Genomic DNA, 18,925 nt, shown 5'->3' on the forward strand with positions numbered 1-18,925 from the left:
GGCGGCGTGGCAGAAGGTGCGGAAACGGCCTCAAACAGCGTCAAACGGCTTCAATGGGCGGCAAGGGGCGTGGCTTTCGCGCCGAGTCGGTAGCGACAAAGGTCAGCGTGGCCTCCGTCACCTTGACGACGTCCGCGGCCATGCCCATGCGCTGCGCGAACACTTCCACGTTGACGGTGATCGACGTACGTCCCTCGCGGACGATATTCGCGTAGAAGCTCAGCAGGTCGCCGATAAAAACGGGCTGCCTGAACGTGAACGAATTGACGGCGATGGTGACGACGCGTCCGTTCGCGCGCCGGCTGGCGGGAATCGATCCGGCGATATCGACGTGTGACATGATCCAGCCGCCGAACACATCGCCGTGTACATTGGCACTCGACGGTTGGGGCACGACGCGCAGCACGGGCATTGCGTCAGTTGGAAGGCGTTCTGATGACGAAGAGTGGGGCATGATGGTCCGGTGTCGTAAGTAGGCCGGGAGCGGCACACCGGCGCCCGGCCCGTGCAAATATCGAGTTTAGCGGGCCACGTGCGTGAGCCAGTGCGCGTAGCGCTCCGACTTGCCGGCCACCGCGGCGAAGAACGTTGCCTGCAGCGACGCGGTGATTGGTCCGCGCTCGCCGTTGCCGATCACGCGATCGTCGAGTTCACGAATGGGCGTGACCTCCGCTGCCGTGCCCGTGAAGAAGGCTTCGTCGGCGCAGTACATTTCGTCGCGGGTAATGCGTTTTTCAACGACCTGAAGGCCCTGATCCCGTGCGATTTCCATGACCGACGCACGCGTGATGCCGTCGAGGCACGAGGCAAGGTCCGGCGTATACAACACGCCATTGCGCACAATGAAGACGTTTTCGCCCGCTCCCTCGGACACATAGCCTTCCGTATCGAGCAGCAGCGCTTCGTCGTAACCATTGCGGGTGACTTCGCGATTGGCCAGGATCGAATTGATGTAATAGCCGCTCGCCTTGGCGCGCACCAGCGACACATTCACGTGGTGGCGCGACAGCGACGAAGTCTTGACACGAATGCCGCGCGTGAGGCCCTCCTCGCCGAGATAGCTGCCCCAAGGCCATGCGGCGATGCCCACATGAACCGTATTGCCGCGCGCACCGAGGCCCATCTGTTCGCTGCCGAGCCAGACAAGCGGGCGCAGATAGCACGACGTCAGCCGATTGCGGCGCACCACCTCCAGCTGCGCCTCGCGAATCGTTTCGAAGCTGAAGGGCACGGCCATTTCGAAGATCTTCGCGGAATTGAAGAGTCGTTTCGTATGGTCGTCGAGCCGGAAGATCGCCGGTCCCGCAGCGGCTTCGTACGCTCTGACGCCTTCGAATACCGCCATGCCGTAGTGGAGCGAATGAGTCAGAAAGTGAAGTTGCGCGTCGCGCCACTGCACCAGTTCGCCATCGAGCCAGATTACGCCGTCACGGTCGTGCATGTTCGTGTTCATATCGCTTTTTCGAAAAGTGAGGAAGATGAAACGGGTGACATGTTGGCCGCATCGGTCCGGTATTCGGCAAGCCAGCGTTCGCGCTTACTCGCCGCGGCGAGCACGTTGCGCTCCTTGACGTGACCGAAACCGCGAATTTCGTCGGGCAGATTGGCGAGCTTCATCGCTGCATCGAATCGGGCGGTGTCGAGCGTTGTGCAGAATTCGTCGATCAGCGTGAAGTACTGCTCGATCAACTCACGTTCATTGCGCCGTTCCTCCGTCTTGCCGAAGACGTCGAACGCCGTGCCGCGCAGGAATTTGAATTTTTCGAGCACGCGGAACATGGTGAGCGTCCATTGCCCGAATCGCTGTTTCTTCAGGTGGCCGTGTTCGTCGCGTTTGGCGAGCAATGGCGGCGCGAGATGGAACGCGAGCTTGTAATCGCGACCCGGTTCGCCTTCGAACTGTGCGCGCAGCTTGTCCATGTAAGCCGGATCTGCATAGAGACGGGCGACTTCGTACTCGTCCTTATAGGTCATCAGTTTCGCCAGGTTGCGCGCGACGACCGGTGTGAGGCGCGGTTTCGCCCCACCCATGACAGCCGTTTCCTTCGCGCGCAGACGTTCGACGGCTTCAACATAGCGCGCCGCATAGCGCGGGTTCTGATAGCGACTCAGCTGCTCGACGTGGCGCTCGATCAGCCGGTCCAGCGATTCCGGCATCTGCACGACAATGGCCTGCTGCGTGCCGCTCGATGGCGCGAAAGCGTCCACTCCTGCTTCACCGTGCTGTGCGACATAGCGTCCCCATGCAAACGCCAGACGATTTTTTTCGACGGCCACGCCATTCAGTTCGATCGCGCGATCGAGACTTTCGTAACTAAGCGGCAGCCAGCCGCGTTGCCATGCAAAGCCGAGCAACAGAGGATTGGCATAGAGCGTGTCGCCTAGCAGTGCGAGCGCGAGACGATTGGCGTCGATAAAGTCGCAGTCTTCGCCGATGCTCGCGCGCAGATCCAGTTGCGTCTGATCGGCCGGAAAGCGCCAGTGCGGATCCCGCACGAATTGCGCGGTCGGCGTGGCGCCGCTGTTGATCGCTGCTTTCGTCACGCTGCGTTGCGTGCGTGCCAGCACTTCAGCGGAAGCGGAGACGATCGCGTCGCAGCCCAGAATCAGGCGTGCTTCACCGGCTGCGATCCGCGTGGCGTGCAATTGTTCGGGTGTCGCGGCGATCTGCACATGACTGAGCACGGCGCCGCCTTTCTGCGCGAGCCCAGCCATATCGAGCACGGTGACGCCCTTGTTTTCGAGGTGAGCCGCCATGCCGAGCAAGCCGCCGATCGTCACGACGCCGGTTCCGCCGACACCTGTCACCAGCACGCCATACGGCTTCGACAGTGACGCAATCGCGGGCCGGGGCAGTGCCGTGAAATCGGGCAACGCGGCTGCGGATGCATGCTTGGCGGGCTTCTTCACCTGCGCGCCTTCCGCGGTGACGAAGCTCGGGCAGAAGCCTTTCACGCACGAAAAATCTTTATTGCAAGACGATTGGTTGATCTTGCGCTTGGTGCCGAGCGCCGTTTGCAGCGGCTCCACCGACAAGCAGTTCGATTGCACCGAGCAATCGCCACAGCCTTCGCATACCGCGTCGTTGATAAAGGCGCGCTTCGCCGGATCGGGATAGGTGCCGCGTTTGCGACGCCGACGCTTTTCGGTCGCACACGTCTGGTCGTAGATCAGAATCGACGTACCCGGCACCTCGCGCAACTCGCGCTGCAACCGGTCGAGTTCGTCGCGGTGATACACCTTGACGCCTTCGGGGAGGCGCACGTTCGCGTCATATTTCTCAGGCTCGTCGGTGACGATCAGCACTTGCTTCGCGCCCTCGGCCACGACCTGAAACGCGATCTGCGGAACCGTGAGCACGCCGTCCACCGGTTGGCCGCCGGTCATCGCGACCGCGTCGTTGTAGAGCACTTTATAGGTGACGTTCGCGCTCGCAGCAATGGACGCGCGAATCGCCAGCAGGCCGGAATGGAAATAGGTGCCGTCTCCCAGATTGACGAATACGTGCCGCTCGTTCGTGAAATGCATCTGGCCGGTCCACGCAACACCTTCGCCACCCATCTGGCTGAAGGTCTCCGTCTTGCGATCCATCCACATCGACATGTAGTGGCAGCCAATGCCGGCGAGTGCGCGCGAGCCTTCCGGCACGCGGGTCGACGTGTTGTGCGGGCAGCCCGAACAGAACCACGGTTGCCGTTCCGTCACGGAACGCGGCGTGGCCGCCTCACGTTCCTTGGCCTCGATCACGGCAATGCGCGCCTCGATCCGCGCGCGCAGATCCGCTGGCAGATCGGCTTTGGCGAGGCGCCGGGCGATCGCTTTCGCGATCAAGGCCGGCGACAGCTCGTAGTGCGCGGGCAAGAGCGTCTGTCCGCGCGGCACGGACCATTCGCCGCCTTCGTCGTCGCGCTGGTCGAACTTACCGAATACTTTCGGGCGCACGTCGTCGCGCCAGTTATAAAGTTCCTCTTTGAGCGCGTATTCGAGAATCTGGCGTTTTTCTTCGACCACCAGAATCTCGTCGAGGCCAGTGGCGAAATCGCGTGCGTTCTGCGCATCGAGCGGCCATACGCAGCCTACCTTCAGCACGCGTATGCCGATACGCGCGCAGGTTTCGTCGTCGAGCGAAAGATCGGCGAGCGCTTGCCGTACGTCGAGATACGCTTTGCCGGCGGTCATGATGCCAAGGCGTGGGTTGGGGCTGTCGATCACCACGCGGTTCAGCCTGTTCGCGCGAATGTAGGCGAGCGCCGCATACCACTTGTAGTTGAGCAGACGCGCTTCCTGCGTGAGCGGCGGGTCGGGCCAGCGGATATTGAGGCCGCCTTCGGGCATCTCGAAGTCGTCCGGCAGGACGATCTGCAAACGGTCCGGGTCGACGTCGATCGACGCGCTCGATTCGACCACGTCCGTAACGCATTTCATCGCGACCCACAGACCCGCGTAGCGACTCATGGCCCAGCCGTGCAGACCGTAGTCCAGATACTCCTGCACGCTTGCCGGATACAGCACCGGAATGCCGCTGGCCACGAACATATGCTCCGACTGATGCGCGACCGACGACGACTTCGCCGCATGGTCGTCACCCGCCAGCACGAGCACGCCGCCGTTCGGATCGGTGCCGGCCGAATTCGCGTGCTTGAAGACGTCGCCGGTGCGATCGACACCCGGCCCCTTGCCGTACCACATGCCGAATACGCCGTCGACCTTGGCGCCCGGCCAGAGATTGAGTTGCTGCGTGCCCCACACGGCGGTCGCCGCGAGATCTTCGTTCACCCCCGGCTGAAACACGACATCGTGTTCCTTCAGATGCTGCTTCGCTTTCCATAGACCCTGATCGAGCGCGCCGAGCGGCGAGCCGCGATAGCCGGACACATAGCCCGCGGTGTTCAGGCCGGCGCGGCGGTCGCGCGCCTTTTGCAACATTGGCAACCGCACCAGCGCCTGAGTGCCGCTCATATAGACGCGGCCCTTTTCGAGTGTGTATTTATCGTCGAGCGATACGTCGGCAAGCGCGTCACGTAGCGGGGGCGTTAGCGGGGCGTTCATGGTGAAGTCTCCGGCGGCTTTATTGGGGCGGAGTATAGGAAGCGGAATGTCCAACGTAAAATCACGAATACCGAATCCTGCTATTCGAAAAACACATGTCAAAAGACGTTACCCTGCGGCAGATGCGTTACTTCGTGGCGGCAGCCCAGAGCGGGCAGTTTTCGATGGCGGCGACGGCCGAACATGTGTCGCAGTCGGCGATCACCAATGCGGTGCTCGCATTGGAGGAAACCCTGGGTACGCGGCTCTTCGAGCGCCTGCCTCAGGGCGTTACGTTGACGCCGGACGGGCACGATTTCCTGAACCACGCGCGGCACATACTCGATTCGGTGCGCGACGCGGTCTACAAGGCGCCGTTCCGCTCGCACGATCTGAAGGGAACGGTGCGCATTGCTGCGTCGTATACGGTGCTGGGGTACTTTTTGCCCGAGTTGATGGGGCGTTTTCGCGCGACGTACCCGGACATCGAAATCGATCTGCATGACCTCGACCGCGAGTCGATCGAACAGGCGGTGCTCGATGGAGTCGTCGATCTCGGTATCGTCCTGCTGTCCAACGTCGAAAATATCAGGCAATTCCGGCACCACGTGCTGATCCGTTCGCGCCGGCAGTTGTGGACTTCTCCGACCCATCCGCTTACGCAACTGAACGCGCCTTCGCTCGCGGATATCGCAAGTTATCCGTACATCCTGATTACCGTGGACGAAGGCGAGCAATCGACGCTGCGGTACTGGAAGCAGAACAATGTCGAACCCAACATCGCGTTTCGCACCAGTTCAATGGAAGCGCTGCGCGGTCTGGTGGCGCATGGCTTTGGCGTGACGATTCTTTCGGATATGGTGTTTCGTCCGTGGTCGCTGGAAGGCAAGCGGATCGACGCGCGGCCGATTCTCAACGCGATTCCGCAGATGGACGCGGGCATGTTGTGGCGCAAAGGCGCAACGCTGGATACGCCGGCCGTTGCGTTTCAGCAGTTCCTCATTCATGCATGCGGGAGTTGAAAGCGAGGAGTGGGTGGCGTGACGAAAGAGGCGGTGCATCGCCGGAATCCACGTTGCAGCTTCCCGTGTATCTGTTTTTCGCATACCCCGTCGGCTGTTTTTCCTCTGTAGGTGGGTCCGCTCATTTCCGCCGCGAAGCCGCGCCGGCATTGGCCGGAGCCGGGACGCACTATAATCGGCTCGATGCATCGATTCATTAAGAGTCGATCGACGACCTTTTCGCCTTCCGTCATGCCCAAAGAGAAAGCCAGCAAACCCGTTCAGCCCGCGTTGCGCAGCCGCAAATCCCCCCAGGGTTCGCCCACCGTGCAGGACGTCGCGCGTCTCGCGAAGGTGTCGGTCGGCTCGGTGTCGCGTGTGCTGAACGGCCGCGAGAATGTGGCGCCAGCCATTCAGGAGGCGGTGCGCGCCGCGGTGGCCGAGTTGAATTTCGTGCCGAACGTGGTGGCGCGCAGCATGCGCAAAGGCAGTTCCAGCGCAATCGGCTGTCTGATTTCGGACATCACGCAGCACACCGCCGCACAGATGGTCAGCGCCGCCGAAGAGCGTCTGCGGGCGAGGGGTTTCGAAATTCTGATCGCCAATTCCCACTACGATCTCGAACGCGAGCGCGCCATTCTGTCGAGCCTGAAGCAGCGCCGTATCGACGGATTCATCGGCGCGATTTCCGACGACGAGACGCCTTCCTATTTCAACTTCCTGCATACGCTGAATATGCCGGTCGTGCTGTGGGAGCGCGATGCACAGGGCGAATTCAATTCGGTCCTGACCGATCACGCCGACGGCTGCCGCCAGGCCGTGCGCTATCTCGCGTCGCTCGGACATCGCGCCATTGCGCTCGTCGCCGGTCACGAAAACACGTGGGTGGGCCGCGAGATGGTGCGCGGCTATCAGGCCGCGTGCGAGGCCGCCGGCATCGCGCTCGACCCCGCGCTCGTGCTGCGTACCAGCGCCTTTAACAAGGACGTCTGCCGCGCCTTGCTCAGCGGTCCCGACCGGCCCTCTGCCATCATCGCCACGCTGAACGACGTGGCCATCGTGCTCGAAGTCGTGCGGGAAGCCGGGCTGTCGATTCCGGCCGACCTGTCGGTGATATCGATCGGCGAGCACGAGTATTCGGGCATCGCGTCGCCGGCGTTGACCGTGGTGACGCAAAACCCGCGTGATGTCGGCCGCGAAGCAGCGGACATGATGTTGCAACTGATCGACGGCACCGCGCCGTCCGGCATCCGCCGCTCGAAACATCCCATGCGGATGATCGTGCGCGAGTCGTGCGGCGCGCCCCCCAGCGCTGCACGCCGCAAAAAGCGCTAGCCGGATTCGATCCCAGGGTTTATCCGATCGCAAAGTTTCTTGACAGCGGATTTTTCGCCGCCGACAGTGCGTACCTACCTGTAGTGAATCGATTCACCACAACGCGAGGCGCGATATGAGCGACAGGAAAAACGGGGTACAGTCGGGGCAGGACAACAGCAAGGGCGGCGGCCGCGCAGGCCGCCGACGGTTTATGAAAACGGCGGGCGTGTTTGCCGGCGCAGTGGCGACCGGACTGGGTCTCGATGGCTGCGGGGAGGGCGGAATCAGCGCCGCGTCCGCGCAGAGCGTGGGTGCGCGGATTCCCGCGATCGTGCCGGCGCAAACAGCGCTGGTGGTCATGCATTATCAGACCGACATCCTGGCGCTCTTTCCGGCCGTCGCGCCTACTCTGCTCGCCAATACACGCAAGCTATGCGATGCCGCGCGGGCTAAAGGCGTCAGCGTCTACTTCGCCAAGATCCAGTTCAGTCCGGGCTATCCGGAAGTCAGTCCGTTGAACAAGAACGGGCAGGGGCTCAAGCAACTCGGCCTTTTCATCAATGACAAGATCGCGCCGGAACTCGGCCAGCAGGCCAACGAGCCGCTCATCATCGGGCATCGGGCCAGTGTATTTTTCGGCACTGATCTGCAGGCGCGGCTTTCCGCGCAGGGTATCGATTCGCTGATCATGGCCGGCATTGCGTCGACAGGCGTGGTGCTGTCGTCGGTCGCCTATGCGAGCGATTCGGACTTCCGCTTATACACCGTGAAGGATTGCTGTTTCGACCCGGATCAGGTCGTCCATGATCATCTCTTTTCCACCGCATTCGATTCGCGCACCACGGTGCTGTCGCTCGCCGACGCCTCGTTGCTGCTCGCCTAGGCCCGTCGCAACGCGCGCTGAACCCGCCAACCAGGGTTTCCGATATTTTTGAAAAGTTGACTCGCTGCACTAAGCTCACTATTGTCTGTGAATCGATTCACCAAAACGCGGTGAGTTACGCGGCATTGAAAACGCAGAGGATTTCATGACTTTCAGCAACAGGCGACGCCAACTGCTCCGCGCGGGCGCCGCAAGCATTGCGGGGCTTTCCCTGCCGTTCGCGCTCGAAGGCCGGGTATTCGCGGCCGAAGCAGGGGTACTGTCGGTTGCCATTCCGAGCAATCCGCAAACGCTCGATCCGCTCAACCAGCCGAATCACGATGTCATGGCGATCAACCAGTTGATCTTCGAGAATCTGGTCGGCATCGACGCACGCGGCCAGCGGGTGCCGCAACTGGCGCGCGCGTGGACGATTTCGCCTGACGAACTGACGTACACGTTCGATTTGCAGCGCGGCGTGAACTTTCAGAACGGGCAGCCTTTTACGTCGGCTGACGTGAAGTACAGCTTCGACTACGTGCTGAACCCCGCGAACAAGGCATTCCGCCGGCCGTTCTGGACTGTGATCGACTCAGTCAGCGCACCGGACGCGCATACCGCCGTGATCCGCCTCAAGCGTCCCTACCGGCCATTGCTCGACTACATGTCGAAGTACATGGGCATTTTCCCAGTGGGCAGCCGCGAGCAACACCCGGCGGAATACTTCAAGCAGACGCCGATCGGAGTCGGCACGGGCCCGGCGATCTTCGTGCAGTCGAAGGCGAACGACTTCGTCGAACTGAAGCGCAATCCGGCTTACTGGGGTAAAGGCGAGCCGCATTGGGACAAGATCGTGTTTCGCATCATTCCGGAAGAGTCGTCACGGCTCGCGTCGCTGATGTCGAACCAGACGCAGATCATCAGTGCGCCGCCGGCCCAGACGTTTGCACAGATCCGCACGTCGGCGGGCCTCGCGGGCGATAGCCGTCCCTCGCCGACCAGCCCGCTGATGATGTGCCTGAACAACCGCAAGGCGCCTTTCGACGATCTGGCGTTTCGCCGTGCCGTTTCGCTCGTGCTCGACCGCGCGAAGATCTGCCGTGATCTGTGCTACGGCGCAGTGAAGGCGAGCAGCATGCCGTTTGCGCCGGAGTCGTCGTGGTACGACTCCGGCTCGGCGGGAAGCCTCGCGTTCAATCTGGACCACGCGCGAGCGGCGTTGAAAAGCTCGAAATACGCGAGCGGCGCTTCGTTCGATTTGCTGTACGTGCAGCCTGCGTATCTGATCGACACGTCGTCGACGGCGCTTTTCATTCAGGCGCAACTCGCGTCGCTGGGTGTCCGTGTCAATCTGCGTCCGCTCGATTTTGGGCAGATGATCTCGCAGGTGCTGGTCGGCAACCACGCAGCGGCGTTGACCGGATTCATCGCACCGCCAGAGCCGACTTACCTGCTCAACGCGCTGTTCCGCCCAACCGAGAGTCTGTGGAAAGCGAGCGGCTACGAAAGCGCAGAACTGCTGAAGCTGATCGACGACAGCTATCTGGTCGACGATCCTGCTGCGCTCAAGCCGATCCTGGCGAGCCTTCAGCAAGTGCTGGCGCGTGACTGTCCGGCGGTCTGGATCGGTGCGCTGGAAGTGCAGAATTTGTGGCGCAGCAACGTGAAGGATTTTCAGGTGAACACCGGCTTCTCGCTGAAGCTCGACAACGTTTATCTGGCGAAGGTATGAGGTCGATATGAAAGCCGTTTCGAGGCTGTTTTCGTCGGTGCTCGTGCTACTGGTGGTCAGCGCGTTGCTGTTCGCCATGTGCCGCGCGACACCCGTATCGCCCGCGCGTTTGACATTGGGTAGCGACGCGAGCGTCGAACAGGTCGCCGCGTTCAATCATCAGTATGGGCTCGACCGGCCGGTCGCCGCGCAGTACGGCACGTGGCTGAACGGTGCGCTCGCGCTCGATTTCGGCAAGTCCTACGTGACCGGCAATCCGATCGGCCCGCAGATCGCCGATACGCTGCCGAATACCGTCGAGCTCGTCACGCTGTCGTTCATCTTCACGATTGTGGTGTCGATCGTGCTCGGCACCGTGGCGGCATTGAAAGAGAACAGCGGCACGGACCATCTGCTGCGTGCGGTGGCAATCGTGGGTCTATCCGTGCCGTCGTTCTGGCTGGGGCTGCTGCTGATCCGCTATGTCGCGCTGAAAACAGGGTGGTTTCCGGTAGGTGGTCTCACGCCCTGGTCGGACGGCGCGGCGACGCATCTGCTCGCGCTGGTGCTGCCCGTACTCACGATGTCGGTGTACTACATCTCCGTGCTGAGCCGTCTGGTGCGGGCGAACATGGTCGACGCGCTCTCGCAGGATTACGTGCGAACCGCCAGAGCGCTCGGTTTGTCGCCGTCGCGTATTCGCCTCTATGCATTGAAGAACGCATTGCCGTCGCTCGTGAGCACGGCCGCGATGAGCTACGGGTACATGTTCGGCTGGGCATTGATCGTCGAACAGATCTTCAATTTGCCCGGCGTCTCGCGCGCGTTGCTCACGGCGATCTTCCAGCGTGACTATCCGACCGTGCAGGCCATCGTGCTCGTCATCACCACGATCTTCATCGCGTCGAACACGTGCGCCGACGTCCTGCATGGTTATCTCGATCCGAAGGCGAATAGAACATGATGGCTGATTCATCTCTACCCAACGTGCAACGCAAGCCGCATGTTATCGGCGCCTGGCTCGCATCGGCTGGCCGGCTGCTGCGCGCGCTGATGCATGAACCGGCCGGTGCGATCGGCCTCGTGACGATCGTGCTGCTGGGCGTGATTGCCGTGTGCGCGCCGTGGCTGCCCTTGAAGGATCCGCTGCAGCTCTATATCGAGCATCGTCTGGAAGCGCCGAGTGCGGCGTTCTGGCTCGGCACTGACCAGGTGGGCCGTGACATTCTGAGCCGCACCATCTGGGGCGCTCGCGCGTCGCTGTCGATCGGACTCTGCGCGGTTGCGATCGGCCTCGTGCTGGGTACGGGCATTGGGTTAGTGGCCGGTTACAAGGCCGGCTCCTGGCTCGACGAAACGCTGATGAAAGTAATGGAAGTGCTCGCGTCAATTCCGCTGTTGATCTGGGCGATCGCGCTCGTCGGCATTACCGGCACTGATACGCTGCATATCGGCTTTTTCGCTATTTCGAACGAGACCAAGCTCGTGTTGCTGATCGGCGTGCTGTACGCGCCGGGTCTTGCGCGGCTGACCCATAGTCTCGCCAAGGCCGAGTCGCAAGCGGAGTATGTCGCGGCACGGGTTCTGCAAGGCGCGAGCGGCGCGCGCATCATGTTGTCCGATGTGCTGCCCAACATCATCTCGCCCGTGCTAATCCAGGCGTCGCTGCTGCTCGGCGTGACGATCATCGTGGAGGCGTCGCTCAGTTTCATCGGACTCGGTGTGCAACCGCCTACGCCGAGCTGGGGCGCGATGCTTTCCGATGCACGCGCACTGATTTTCACCGACAACTGGTGGGTGTCGGTGTTCCCGGGCGCAGCGGTGTTCGTCAGCGTGCTTGCCTTCAATCTGTTCGGCGACTCGATGCGCACTATTCTCGATCCGCGGCGGCGCAATGCGCGTGCGGCGAACCTGACGGGAGCGTCGCTATGAGCGAAGCGCTGCTGTCGATTGAAAACCTGCACGTCACGTTCGGTTCGGGCAAGACGCAGACCGAAGTGTTGCATGGGCTCGATTTGCAAGTGGGACGTGGCGAGGCAGTCGGGCTCGTCGGCGAATCGGGTTCGGGCAAGAGCGTTGCTTCGCTGGCGGTGCTCGGCCTGCTTGGCAACGCGGGCCGTATCAGCGGCGGGCGTATCGTGCTCGACGGCGAAGATCTGGGCCGTGCATCGGAGGCGCGCATGCGCGCATTGCGCGGACGGCGCATGTCCATGATCTTTCAGGATCCGGCCACGGCGCTCAATCCCGCCTTCACGATCGGCGCGCAACTTGCCGACGTGATCCGCGCCCACCGTCCACTGCGCGGCCGTGCGATCCGCGACGAAGTGCATGCCGTGCTTGCACGCGTCGGCTTCAAAGATCCAAGTACCACGGCGCGTGCGTATCCGCACGAACTGAGCGGCGGCATGAAGCAACGCGCGATGATCGCCGCCGCGATTGTCTGCGAACCGGCGCTGCTGCTCGCGGACGAACCCACCACCGCGCTCGACGTGACCGTGCAGGCGCAGATCGTCAAATTGTTGAGAACGCTGGTGGACGAAATGGATCTCGGCCTCGTGTTCATCACGCACAACCTCGACCTGATGGCCGAATTGTGTTCACGCGCCGTCGTGTTGAAACAAGGGTACGTGGTCGAAGCCGGCCCGGTGGAAGACATCTTTCTGCGGCCTTCGCACGAATACACGCGGCATCTGATCGCGAGCATTCCGCGTTTGCCGGCTACGCGTGCTGCCGGCCGTCATCAACCTGAGGAGACGCGTAATGTCCGCTAACGTGCCGAACGGCGTTCAGGCCGCTCAGGTCGCGCAGCCGATCTTTGCGCTGCAGGAGGTCGGCAAGTCCTATGCGCTGGCGCGCTCGCCGCTGGAGCGCATGTTCAACCGGCGCCGCTTCCATGCCGTGTCGGGCGTGAGTCTGGAGGTGGCGAAGGGCGATGCGCTCGCAATTGTCGGCGAAAGCGGCAGCGGCAAATCGACTGTCGCGCGCATGATGGTCGGCCTCACCGCGCCGACCGTCGGCTCGATCCGTTTCAGGGGCGATGCATTGAACACGATGACGCGCTCGCAGAACGCCACGTTTCGCCAGCGCGTGCAGATGGTGTTCCAGAGCACGACGAACTCGCTGAACCCGCGCAAGACGATCGCCACGACGCTCGCGGAAGCGATCGGCAACGACGGCGTGCCGGTGCGCCAGTTGCTCGACATGGTGCGGCTGCCTGCATTCGTGCTGGCGCGCTATCCGCATCAACTGTCGGGCGGTCAGCGCCAGCGCGTGGGTATTGCACGGGCGCTCGCGCGCCGTCCGGAACTGGTCGTTGCCGATGAACCGACTTCCGCGCTCGACGTATCGATCCAGGCGGAGATCATTCGCCTGTTGCGCGATCTTCATCAAAGCGCCGGTGTCTCGCTGGTCGTGATCAGCCACGATCTGGCGCTGGTTGGCGAGCTGTGTCAGCGGGTGGTGGTGATGCGGGAAGGGCGCGTGGTGGAAGCGGGAGCCGTGGATCAGGTGCTGTTCGAACCACGCGAGCGCTACACGACGGAGTTGCTGGCGGCGATCCCGAAAGGCATCGGCCGGCACATCATAGGGGTGGGACCACAGTAAGTGCTAACGCACTAACGCTGGTCGACACAGGAGAGGCGGTCCGAGCAGTAGAAAAGAAGATCCGGGTCAAGCAGTGAGTCGGCCCACCTTGGGATATTTTTTTGAACCTATGGTGAATCGATTCACTTGCTATTATCAATCGATCGCTAGCCGACCGGGGTGTCGCGATTCCTTGTTTGGAGAAGAGCGGTGAAGGAAAAGTTATTCATCATGGCGGCTTTGATGGGCGGGAGCGGTCTCGTTCATGCGCAGAGTTCGGTCACGCTGTACGGGATCATCAACGAGGCAATCACCTACTCGTCGAATCAGGGTGGCCACAGCGCGGTGCAACTCACCGGCAACGGCGAGTACGGCAGCCGCTGGGGACTGCGGGGCGCCGAAGACCTCGGCGGCGGTACCAAGGCGATCTTCACGCTCGAGAGCGGCTTCAATCCGGTCAACGGCGCGCTCGGTCAGAACAACCGCATGTTCGGCCGCCAGGCTTTCGTGGGTTTTTCGAATACGAACTACGGCACGCTGACGTTCGGCCGCCAGTACGACGCGATCGTCGGCACCTTGCAGACCATGACGTCCAACGGCGCATGGGGTGGCGTGATGTTTTCGCACCCGTACGACAACGACAATACCGACGACTTTCTGCGCGTCAATAACTCGATCAAATACGTCTCGCCGAATCTGAAGGGCTTCACCGGTACGGCGATGTACGCATTCAGCAACGCGCCCGGCGCCTTTGCGAACAACCGCATGTGGTCGGTGGGCGGCATCTATTCGCAGGGTGCATTCTCTATCGCGGCGGCCTATTCGCTCTATAACGAACCGGGCGTGAACACCACCGCGAATGTGAACACCAACGGCGCGATCACTTGTTGCGATGCGCCGATCACGTCCAAACGCGAGCAGATTGCGGGCATCGGCGCGTCGTATGTCATCGGACCGGCCAAGCTGAGCCTGATGTACAGCAACGCGATCTACAACAACGTGGGCACGACGCTGACGAGCGGCATCAACTATCGCTTCAACAACTATGAAGCGAATGCGCGCTTCACGATCGATCCAACGCTGTTCTTCGGCATGGCCTACACGTACACGAGCAACAACATCACCGGCGGACCGGGCGGTCCTACGCAGGTGCACTGGCATCAGGTCAATCTGCTGGTCGACAAGTTCCTCTCCAAGCGGACCTCCATCTACACCGAGGTGATTTATCTGCGCGCGGCCGGCGGCGGTTTTCCGCGACCTACGGGCGGACCATTGCCCGCGACCTCGAACGGTCTGCTCGCCTCGCAGATTCAGACCATGTTGCCTTCTTCGGGACAAAACCAGGCCGTGTTCAGCCTGGGACTCGTTCACAAGTTCTAGCAGCACTGCATTGACCGGCGCAAACCGGCCACGCGTTTGCGCCGCATCGACTAACAAGCAAGGTGTGTAATGACTGAAAGACTTTACCGGGCCGGTGTCGATATCGGCGGGACCTTCACCGATATCGTCGTGATCGGCGATGACGGCGTGATTCATACCAGGAAGGTTTCGTCCACGCCGCAGGACTACGGCATTGCAATCGTCGCGGGTGTGCAGGCGCTGCTCGCCTCGCTCGATGCGCAACCGCACCAGATAACCGAACTGGTTCATGCAACCACCGTCGCCACCAATACGGTGCTCGAAGGCAAAGGCGCGCGCACGGCGCTGATCACGACGCGCGGTTTTCGCGACGTGGTCGAGATCGGCCGCCTGCGGGTGCCGATGCTTTACAACCTCGCGTATCAGAAACCGGAGCCGCTCGCGAAACGCCGGCACCGTTACGAGGTGGACGAACGCCTGCTCGCCGATGGTTCGGTCGACACGCCGCTCGACGATGCCCAAGTGCTGGAAATCGCGCAACGTATCGCCGACGAGAAAATCGAAGCGGTCGCGATCAGCCTGATTCATGCGTATGCGAATCCGGAACACGAGATCCGCATTCGCGATCTGTTGCGCAGTGTGCTGGGCGACTCCGTCTATCTGACCTGCTCGCATGAAATCCTGCCGGAAATCCGCGAATACGAACGCACCAGCACGACCGTCGTCAACGCGTATCTCGGGCCGGTGGTGGTGAGCTATCTGCATTCGCTGATCGACAAGCTGCGCGGCATCGGCATGACCGGCCCGGTGCAGATCATGCATTCGAACGGCGGCGTGATGAGCGCGGCCATGGTCATGCAGAAGCCGGCCACGATCATCGAGTCCGGGCCTGCGGCCGGTGTGATCGCGGGCGCTTCGGTCGCCGCCGCGTCGGGTTACGTCGATTGCATCACGGTGGACATGGGCGGCACCACGGCGAAGGCGGCCATCATCGAGAAGGGTGAGCCGGCGCGCACCACCGAGTACGAGGTCGGTGCGGGCATCAACGTCAGCAGCAAGCTCGTGAAGGGCGGCGGCCACGCAGTGAAGCTGCCGTTCATCGACGTCTCGGAGATCGGCGCGGGCGGCGGCAGTCTGGTGCGTATCGACGCGGGCGGGCTCGTCAAGGTCGGCCCCGATTCGGCGGGTTCGGTGCCCGGCCCCGTGTGCTATGACGCGGGCGGCACGATTCCGACGCTGACCGACGCCGTGCTGACGCTCGGCTATCTGAATCCGGGGTTTCTTGCCGGCGGCGAGTTGCGCATCAATCAGCAGAAATCGCTCGACGCAATGCGCACGCAGATCGCCGAGCCGACCCACACGGATCTGTACGAAGCCGCGTATGGCGTGTTCTCGATCGCGGCCTCCACGATGACGCGCGCGGTGAAAGCCGTATCGACGTATCGCGGCCGCGATCCGCGCGAATTCGCGCTCTTCGCGTTCGGCGGCAACGGGCCGGTCATCGTTCATGCGATCGCCGAACTGCTCGACATGAAGACGGTGATCGTGCCGCCGAGCCCCGGCGTGTTCAGCGCGCTCGGTCTGCTGTTCTCGTCGACCCAACACGAGTTCATGCAGACGATGTTCTGCCGCCTCGATCACTCCGCCGCGATGCAATTGGGCAACGCGCTCGAAGACCTCGTAGCGCGCGCCACGGCGGACATGACGGCCGAGGGCAATGCCTTCGCCGATATCGCCGTGACGTGCGCGCTGGATTTGCGCTACACGGGCCAGGCTTACGAGCTGACTGTGCCGATCAAATGGCGTGCCGGCGATCCGCTCGACATTGCGCCGATTGCCGTCGCGTTTCATTCGGAACACGAACGCACTTACGGCCACGCGTCCGCAGACGAGGTTATCGAACTTGTCAATCTGCGCGCGGTCGGTTCGCTGTGCTCGCAGAAAGACCGCGCCTACGACGCGCAACGCGCCGGCGGCAGTCGTGCGAATTCGCCGGCTGCGCGCGTGCCGGTGCGGCGCCGGGCGTATTTCGGCAAGACGCACGGCTTCATCGACACCCCGGTGATCTCGCGGGCCGATCTGCGCGCCGCGCCGATGACCGGCCCGTTGATCGTCGAAGAGTACGACTCGACTTGCGTCGTGCCGCCGAACGCCGGCGCGCGCGTCGATGCCCACGAAAACATCGTCATCACGTTTCTGGAGCAATCCGCATGACTACCCTGCAGGCCGCTTCGGCGGGCACCGATGCCATCACGCTTGAAATCGTCAAGAACGCGCTCGGCTCGATCGCCGACGAAATGGCGCTCGTCGTGTTGCGCACGGCCTATTCGCCGATCGTGCGCGATTCCATGGACTTCTCCACCGCGGTATTCGACCGTGCCGGCCGCGTGATCGCGCAGGGCCTGACGTTGCCGATTCACCTCGGCGCGTTTCCGGCCGCGATGGATAACGTGGTGCGCCGCTTCGGCACGGCCGGCAAGCCCGGCGACATCTACATCATGAACGACCCCTACACGTCGGGCGGCATGCATCTGCCGGACGTGTATCTGATTCAGCCGGTGTTTTACGACTCGCGTATCGAAGGCTATGTGGCGACCATCGTCCACCATGCCGATGTCGGCGGCATGGCGCCGGGCAGCATGGCGATCGGCGCAACGGAAATCTATCAGGAAGGTCTGCGGATTCCGTTGATGAAGCTGTGCGATGCCGGCGAGGTCAACGACGCGCTCGTCACGCTGCTGGAGACGAACTCGCGCATGCCGGGCCAGTTGCGCGGCGATCTGCGTGCCCAGGTGGCGTCTTGCAAGGCGGGGGAAAGGGGGCTCGTGCAATTGCTCGACAAGTACGGCGCGGATGGTTTCGGGAGGCTGGTCGAAGCGCTGCACGATTACGCCGAGCGTCTGACGCGCCAGGCCATCAGCACGATGCCGAATGGCGAATACCGTTACGAGGATTTCATCGACGGCCTGGGCGATACGCCGGTGCCGATCGCGTTTCGCGTCAAGGTCACGGTGGCGGACGACGTGGTGAAGATCGACTGGACGGGGACCGACGCGCAGGTGCAGGGCGCGATCAATGGTCCGTTCGCGACCACGCAATCGGTCGCGTATGCGGCGGTGCGTTGCGCGATCGGCGTCGATGTGCCGAACTGCGAAGGGTTTTCGCGGCCGGTGCAGGTGTACGCCGAAAGCGGCTCGATCGTGAATCCCGTTGAACCGGCGGCCTGCGCGGCGCGCGGGATCATCGCTTACCGTATGTTCGACGTGTTGCAAGGCGCGTTCGCGCAGATCGTGCCGGATACGATTCCGGCGCTGGGCGAAGGCGGTCCCTCGGTCGTGTCGATTTCCGGGCGCAATCCGGATGGCGAGGGCGGCACGCGTGGCGCCAACTGGCTGATTACCGACGGCGTGCTCGGCAGTTGGGGCGGTGGCCGCAACGACGGTTGCGAAGGCATTGCGAATCCGCTCGGCAACCTGTCGAACCAGCCGGTCGAATTGATCGAGGCACGTCTGCCGCTCAAGATCACCGAATACGGATTCGTCACCAACTCGGGCGGCGCGGGCCGGCATCGCGGCGGCCTCGCCATGCGCCGCGCTTATGAACTGCGCAGCGACCATGCGTTGCTCGGACTGCGCTCGGACCGGCGTGCGCATCGGCCGACTGGCTCGCACGGTGGGCTGAGCGGGTCGCCGTCACTCAATCTGCTGACACGCGACGGTCAAAGCACATTGCTGCCGACCATGCCGAGCACGGTGACCGCGCTTCGCAAGGGCGACCGCTTCTGCCATATCGCGGCGGGCGGCGCGGGTCATGGCGATCCGTTGACGCGTTCGCCGCAAGCCGTGCGCGAGGACGTGCTGGACGATCGCATCACGAAGCAGCTGGCGCGCGAAGTGTACGGCGTCGTGCTGGAAGGCGCGGCGCGCGACATAGACGGGCAGCGCACCGCCGAGCTGCGTGAGCGCCTCCAGACGCTGACCAGTCAGGAGCGCGTGGCGAAGCAGGAGGTGCTGTTCCTGCAATCCACCGGTGCCGATGCCGCGGCTTTCGGCAAACTCTGACTAC

Annotated in this window: 14 protein-coding genes; 11 read left to right on the top strand and 3 right to left on the bottom strand. The window is 62.6% G+C overall.

Annotated features, from left to right (window positions below; all coding sequences use genetic code 11):
• Positions 1-40: 40 nt before the first annotated feature.
• The 3 genes from AC57B1_RS30410 to AC57B1_RS30420 all read right to left on the bottom strand — a co-directional run bounded on the left by AC57B1_RS30410 (position 41) and on the right by AC57B1_RS30420 (position 5,049).
• Entirely contained in the window at positions 41-454 is a 414-nt protein-coding gene (locus tag AC57B1_RS30410; RefSeq protein WP_496419548.1) for an acyl-CoA thioesterase, read from the bottom strand.
• A 66-nt stretch (positions 455-520) separates the two neighbouring features.
• Entirely contained in the window at positions 521-1,453 is a 933-nt protein-coding gene (locus AC57B1_RS30415) for a branched-chain amino acid transaminase (RefSeq protein WP_496419549.1), read from the bottom strand.
• The gene (locus tag AC57B1_RS30420) at positions 1,450-5,049 is read right to left on the bottom strand and encodes an indolepyruvate ferredoxin oxidoreductase family protein (RefSeq protein WP_496419550.1); all 3,600 of its coding nucleotides are present in this window, start codon (positions 5,047-5,049) and stop codon (positions 1,450-1,452) included. The genes AC57B1_RS30415 and AC57B1_RS30420 overlap by 4 nt, the downstream gene beginning before the upstream one ends.
• Before the next feature lie 95 nt (positions 5,050-5,144).
• On the opposite strand from AC57B1_RS30420, the gene AC57B1_RS30425 reads away from it, so the two are divergent.
• The 11 genes from AC57B1_RS30425 to AC57B1_RS30475 all read left to right on the top strand — a co-directional run bounded on the left by AC57B1_RS30425 (position 5,145) and on the right by AC57B1_RS30475 (position 18,921).
• Complete coding sequence (locus AC57B1_RS30425) at positions 5,145-6,050, top strand: LysR family transcriptional regulator (protein WP_408187188.1); 906 nt, start codon at positions 5,145-5,147, stop codon at positions 6,048-6,050.
• 231 nt (positions 6,051-6,281) lie between these two features.
• Entirely contained in the window at positions 6,282-7,364 is a 1,083-nt protein-coding gene (locus AC57B1_RS30430; protein WP_408187189.1) for a LacI family DNA-binding transcriptional regulator, read from the top strand.
• A 193-nt stretch (positions 7,365-7,557) separates the two neighbouring features.
• Entirely contained in the window at positions 7,558-8,229 is a 672-nt protein-coding gene (locus AC57B1_RS30435; protein ID WP_408350888.1) for a cysteine hydrolase family protein, read from the top strand.
• A gap of 145 nt (positions 8,230-8,374) precedes the next feature.
• Positions 8,375-9,940 (top strand): ABC transporter substrate-binding protein, encoded by a 1,566-nt coding sequence (locus tag AC57B1_RS30440; RefSeq protein WP_496419551.1) that lies wholly within the window; start codon positions 8,375-8,377, stop codon positions 9,938-9,940.
• A 7-nt stretch (positions 9,941-9,947) separates the two neighbouring features.
• The gene (locus AC57B1_RS30445) at positions 9,948-10,883 is read left to right on the top strand and encodes an ABC transporter permease (protein ID WP_408295157.1); all 936 of its coding nucleotides are present in this window, start codon (positions 9,948-9,950) and stop codon (positions 10,881-10,883) included.
• Positions 10,880-11,851 (top strand): ABC transporter permease, encoded by a 972-nt coding sequence (locus AC57B1_RS30450; RefSeq protein ID WP_408187192.1) that lies wholly within the window; start codon positions 10,880-10,882, stop codon positions 11,849-11,851. The genes AC57B1_RS30445 and AC57B1_RS30450 overlap by 4 nt, the downstream gene beginning before the upstream one ends.
• Complete coding sequence (locus AC57B1_RS30455; RefSeq protein WP_496419552.1) at positions 11,848-12,690, top strand: ATP-binding cassette domain-containing protein; 843 nt, start codon at positions 11,848-11,850, stop codon at positions 12,688-12,690. Before AC57B1_RS30450 ends, AC57B1_RS30455 begins: the two co-directional genes overlap by 4 nt.
• Positions 12,680-13,522: an ABC transporter ATP-binding protein gene (locus tag AC57B1_RS30460; RefSeq protein ID WP_496419553.1), complete on the top strand. Its 843-nt coding sequence runs from the start codon at positions 12,680-12,682 to the stop codon at positions 13,520-13,522. The genes AC57B1_RS30455 and AC57B1_RS30460 overlap by 11 nt, the downstream gene beginning before the upstream one ends.
• A 189-nt stretch (positions 13,523-13,711) precedes the next feature.
• Positions 13,712-14,881, top strand: coding sequence for a porin (locus tag AC57B1_RS30465; RefSeq protein ID WP_496419554.1), 1,170 nt, complete (start codon positions 13,712-13,714; stop codon positions 14,879-14,881).
• Between the two features lie 69 nt (positions 14,882-14,950).
• A complete protein-coding gene (locus tag AC57B1_RS30470; protein ID WP_496419555.1) occupies positions 14,951-17,074 on the top strand; it encodes a hydantoinase/oxoprolinase family protein in 2,124 nt (707 codons plus the stop codon).
• Positions 17,071-18,921, top strand: coding sequence for a hydantoinase B/oxoprolinase family protein (locus AC57B1_RS30475; protein ID WP_496419556.1), 1,851 nt, complete (start codon positions 17,071-17,073; stop codon positions 18,919-18,921). Before AC57B1_RS30470 ends, AC57B1_RS30475 begins: the two co-directional genes overlap by 4 nt.
• Positions 18,922-18,925: the final 4 nt, after the last annotated feature.

The organism is Paraburkholderia sp. BGA-UO-ETr-F21, from assembly GCF_059567925.1.

Bases quoted from the DNA above. Each gene is read 5' to 3' on its own strand.
- AC57B1_RS30410 (WP_496419548.1), bottom strand. From the start codon at position 454: ATGCCCCACTCTTCGTCATCAGAACGCCTTCCAACTGACGCAATGCCC.
- AC57B1_RS30415 (WP_496419549.1), bottom strand. From the start codon at position 1,453: ATGAACACGAACATGCACGACCGTGACGGCGTAATCTGGCTCGATGGC.
- AC57B1_RS30420 (WP_496419550.1), bottom strand. From the start codon at position 5,049: ATGAACGCCCCGCTAACGCCCCCGCTACGTGACGCGCTTGCCGACGTA.
- AC57B1_RS30425 (WP_408187188.1), top strand. From the start codon at position 5,145: ATGTCAAAAGACGTTACCCTGCGGCAGATGCGTTACTTCGTGGCGGCA.
- AC57B1_RS30430 (WP_408187189.1), top strand. From the start codon at position 6,282: ATGCCCAAAGAGAAAGCCAGCAAACCCGTTCAGCCCGCGTTGCGCAGC.
- AC57B1_RS30435 (WP_408350888.1), top strand. From the start codon at position 7,558: ATGAAAACGGCGGGCGTGTTTGCCGGCGCAGTGGCGACCGGACTGGGT.
- AC57B1_RS30440 (WP_496419551.1), top strand. From the start codon at position 8,375: ATGACTTTCAGCAACAGGCGACGCCAACTGCTCCGCGCGGGCGCCGCA.
- AC57B1_RS30445 (WP_408295157.1), top strand. From the start codon at position 9,948: ATGAAAGCCGTTTCGAGGCTGTTTTCGTCGGTGCTCGTGCTACTGGTG.
- AC57B1_RS30450 (WP_408187192.1), top strand. From the start codon at position 10,880: ATGATGGCTGATTCATCTCTACCCAACGTGCAACGCAAGCCGCATGTT.
- AC57B1_RS30455 (WP_496419552.1), top strand. From the start codon at position 11,848: ATGAGCGAAGCGCTGCTGTCGATTGAAAACCTGCACGTCACGTTCGGT.
- AC57B1_RS30460 (WP_496419553.1), top strand. From the start codon at position 12,680: ATGTCCGCTAACGTGCCGAACGGCGTTCAGGCCGCTCAGGTCGCGCAG.
- AC57B1_RS30470 (WP_496419555.1), top strand. From the start codon at position 14,951: ATGACTGAAAGACTTTACCGGGCCGGTGTCGATATCGGCGGGACCTTC.
- AC57B1_RS30475 (WP_496419556.1), top strand. From the start codon at position 17,071: ATGACTACCCTGCAGGCCGCTTCGGCGGGCACCGATGCCATCACGCTT.